Annotated in this window: 3 protein-coding genes; all 3 read left to right on the forward strand. The window is 75.0% G+C overall.

Annotated elements, in window-relative coordinates; all coding sequences use genetic code 11:
• The coding region (locus tag VIM19_05715) for a DUF4012 domain-containing protein (protein HEY5184395.1) at window positions 1-1377 on the forward strand (1377 nt) is incomplete at its 5' end.
• Window positions 1378-1500: 123 nt separating this feature from the next.
• Window positions 1501-2091 (forward strand): hypothetical protein, encoded by a 591-nt coding sequence (locus VIM19_05720; GenBank protein HEY5184396.1) that lies wholly within the window; start codon window positions 1501-1503, stop codon window positions 2089-2091.
• A 167-nt stretch (window positions 2092-2258) separates the two neighbouring features.
• The gene (locus tag VIM19_05725; protein HEY5184397.1) at window positions 2259-3149 is read left to right on the forward strand and encodes a type IV toxin-antitoxin system AbiEi family antitoxin domain-containing protein; all 891 of its coding nucleotides are present in this window, start codon (window positions 2259-2261) and stop codon (window positions 3147-3149) included.
• The last annotated feature ends 72 nt before the right edge of the window (window positions 3150-3221 follow it).

Genomic DNA, 3221 nt, shown 5'->3' on the forward strand with positions numbered 1-3221 from the left:
GGGAAGATCGACGTCGCCGCGCTGACCGCGGCCGCGCCGACGCTGGGCCAGCTGGTCGCGCGGACCGCCGCGGTGGAGTCGCAGGTCGCGGTGCTGCCGCGCACCGGCGTCCCCTCGGTGCTGGCCCGCGCCGTGACCGACTTGCAGACCCTGCTGGACCAGACCCGCAGCACGCTGGACGAGGGCTGGCTGGGCGCCCGGCTGCTGTCGCCGATGCTCGGCGCGGACGGCCCGCGGACCTACCTGGTGGTGTTCCAGAACAACGCCGAGGCGCGCGGCACCGGCGGGCTGATCGGCGCGTACGCGGTGATCACTGCGTCGAAGGGCGCGGTCTCTGTGCAGCGGCTCGGGTCGGTGGCCGACCTGAAGTCGCTGACCGCGCCCGCGCTGAACCTGGGGGCGGACTACCAGGGGCTGTACGGCTCCGACCCGGGGCTGTGGGTCAACGTGAACATGAGCCCGCACTTCCCCTACGCCGCCGCGCTGATGGCGGACATGTGGCGCCGGCAGTTCGGCACCTCGCTGGACGGCGTCATCGCCACCGACCCGGTCGCGCTGTCGGACGTGCTGACGGCGACCGGACCGGTCACGCTTGCCGACGGGTCGCCGGTGAGCGCGGACACCGCGGTGGCGTTGACCATGAAGGACGTCTACGCCCGGTGGCCGCTGGAGACGCAGAACGGCCCGCGGGACGCCTACCTGCAGAGCGTGGCCAAGTCGGTGTTCGACGCGCTGCTGTCCGGTTCGGGGCAGCCGCGGGCGCTGCTGACCCAGCTGGGCGCGGCGGTGGGCGCGCGGCGGCTGCTGGTCTACAGCGCGCACCCCGCTGAGGAGTCGCTGCTGGAGCAGACCCCGCTGGCCGGGGCTGTGGACGGGCTGCCCGGGCCGTACGCGGCGCTGGTGGTGAACAACGCCGGCGGCAACAAGCTGGACTACTACCTGGGGCGGACGCTGGACTACGCGCTGGGCTCCTGCACGACGCAGGGGCGGTCGAGCGTGATCACGGCGACGCTGGCGAACGGGGCGCCCGCGTCCGGGCTGCCGCTGTACGCGCGGCTGCGGCTGGACCGCGGGTCGTTCAGCTCGGCGGTCGCCCGCGAGGGGGACGGGTCCACGCACGAGATCGTGCAGGTCTACGCCGCGGTGGGCGCCGAGCTGACCTCGGCCACCCTGGACGGCGCACCGGTGTCGGTCGCACCGGGAACAGAGCGCGGGCGCCCGGTGTACGTCGTCCAGCTGGACATCGCGCCCGGTCGTCGTTCGGTGCTCAAGCTGGACCTGCTGGAGCCGGCGTCCACGGCGGCGCCGCGGGCCTGGGTGCAGCCGCTGGTGCAGCCGGCCACGGTTGCTGTGACGCCGGGCCCCGGCTGCAGCTGAGCCGCTGCCGCCCGGCTCCCACCGGCGTGTGGCGCCCCGATCTGCCCCAGTTGCGGGGATATGCTCGCGAACGTCCACAGATCTCGCCTGACGACGGGGGCTACGAGCATGCGACCGCGTCGCTTGGCCGCGTTGTCCGTCGTCGTCGCCGCACTGGTCGTCGGGCTCGGCGCTCCCGCGATCGCGGCCACCAGCGAACCGACCTACCCGCCTGGCGGCGGGGGCGGCGGCGGTGGCGGGAACGGCCCGGTCATCCAGATCGACCGGACCCTGGCCGTCGTCGGTCAACCGGCCTACGTCTTCATCTACAACTGCGGGCTGCCCGCGACGCTGACGGTGACCGGTCCCGGCCGCTCCCCGGGGGTGCCCACCCGCAGCGTGACCATCACGACGGCACCGGACCCCAACAAGATCACGCACCAGGTGATCTTCGACCGGGTCGGGCGCAACACGGTGGCCGTGACGTGCGGCACCGGCTCGGCGTCGCTGCAGGTCACCGTGAAGGCCGCGACCGTCGCGCCGACCACGCCGTCCGGGGTGCTGGGCGAGTCGGTGCAAAGCGGCACCGGCGTGGCCGCAGCGGTGGGCACGCTGGTCAAGACCGGCGCCGACGCGGCCGGACCGCTGCTCATCGCGTTGCCACTGCTGATCCTGGGCTTGCTGATGGTCGTCTTGTCCCGGCCGCGTCGTCGGCGCCGCCGGCACGCCAACTAGCGCCTTCCCCCACCTCCATGATCGCTGTCTGCGGGAGGAATCTGCCCTGGTAGGGCGCCTTTCTCCCGCTCACGGCGATCAGGAACGGGGGGACGGCCGGGGGCTGTGGACGACGCCGACGGCGAGGGCGCGCACGGCGGCACCCTGGACCGATAGCCGCCCCGCCGGTGCCCCCGATCGCCGCGACGCAGGCCGGCGTGTTCACCCGCGCGCAGGCCCGCGCGACCGGCTGGTCGGCGAAGCAGGAGGCCCGGCTGCTGCGCCGCGGCGAGCGGGTGCGGGTCGTGGGCGGGTCGTACGTGCGGGCCGGCACCCCGGTGGACCTCGTGGTCCGGGCGACCGCGGCCCGCCTGCTCACCGGCGGGGTGCTGAGCCACCGCTCGGCCGCGGTGCTGTGGCAGCTGCCGGTGGCCGACGACGGCCGGGTGCACGTGACGGTGCGGCCACAGGACAACCCGCTTCTGGCCGGCCTCATGGTGGACCGGCGGCAGCCGATCGACGACGCCGAGCTGGACCTGGTCGACGGCGCGCTGGTGGCCTCTCGGGTGCGGACCCTCGCCGACCGCCTGGGCACGCTGCCGCCCCTCCAGGCCCAGCACCTGCTGGACCGCACCCTGCTGCGCCGCTGGGCGGACCCCGGCGACCTGGACGCGCGGGTCCGGGTCGCCACCGGGCTGCGCGGCACCCCGCCGCTGCTCCGGCTGCGGCGCGAGGCGGCCCGCGGCGCCCGGTCGGAGCCGGAGCGGCGGCTGCGGCTGCGGCTGCGGCTGCGGCTGATCCTGCAGCCGGCCCGGATCCGGGGGTGGCGGGCCGGTGTCCGTCTCGACGCGCTGGGCATCGAGGTGGACGTGCTCGTCGGCGAGGCTCGGCTGGTCCTCCGAGGTCGACGGCCGGGCCCACCACTCGAACGGCGACCGGTTCCAGTGGGACCGCACCCGGCAGAACCTGCTCGTCATGGCCGGCTACACCGTGCTGCGGCTCCCCTGGTGGGACATCACCAGGTGAACCGGGTGGCCGCCACAGTCCGGGCCGCCCTGCGGCGGGCCGCAGCCGCGTGATCCGTTGTCCGCCGGCTCCCCCCCGCCGTCGATCAAGGAAGCAGGCGGGCGGCGCCGAGGCTGAACGGGATC

This window comes from Actinomycetes bacterium (assembly GCA_036510875.1).
In the GTDB taxonomy this organism is placed as follows: Bacteria; Actinomycetota; Actinomycetes; order Prado026; family Prado026; genus DATCDE01.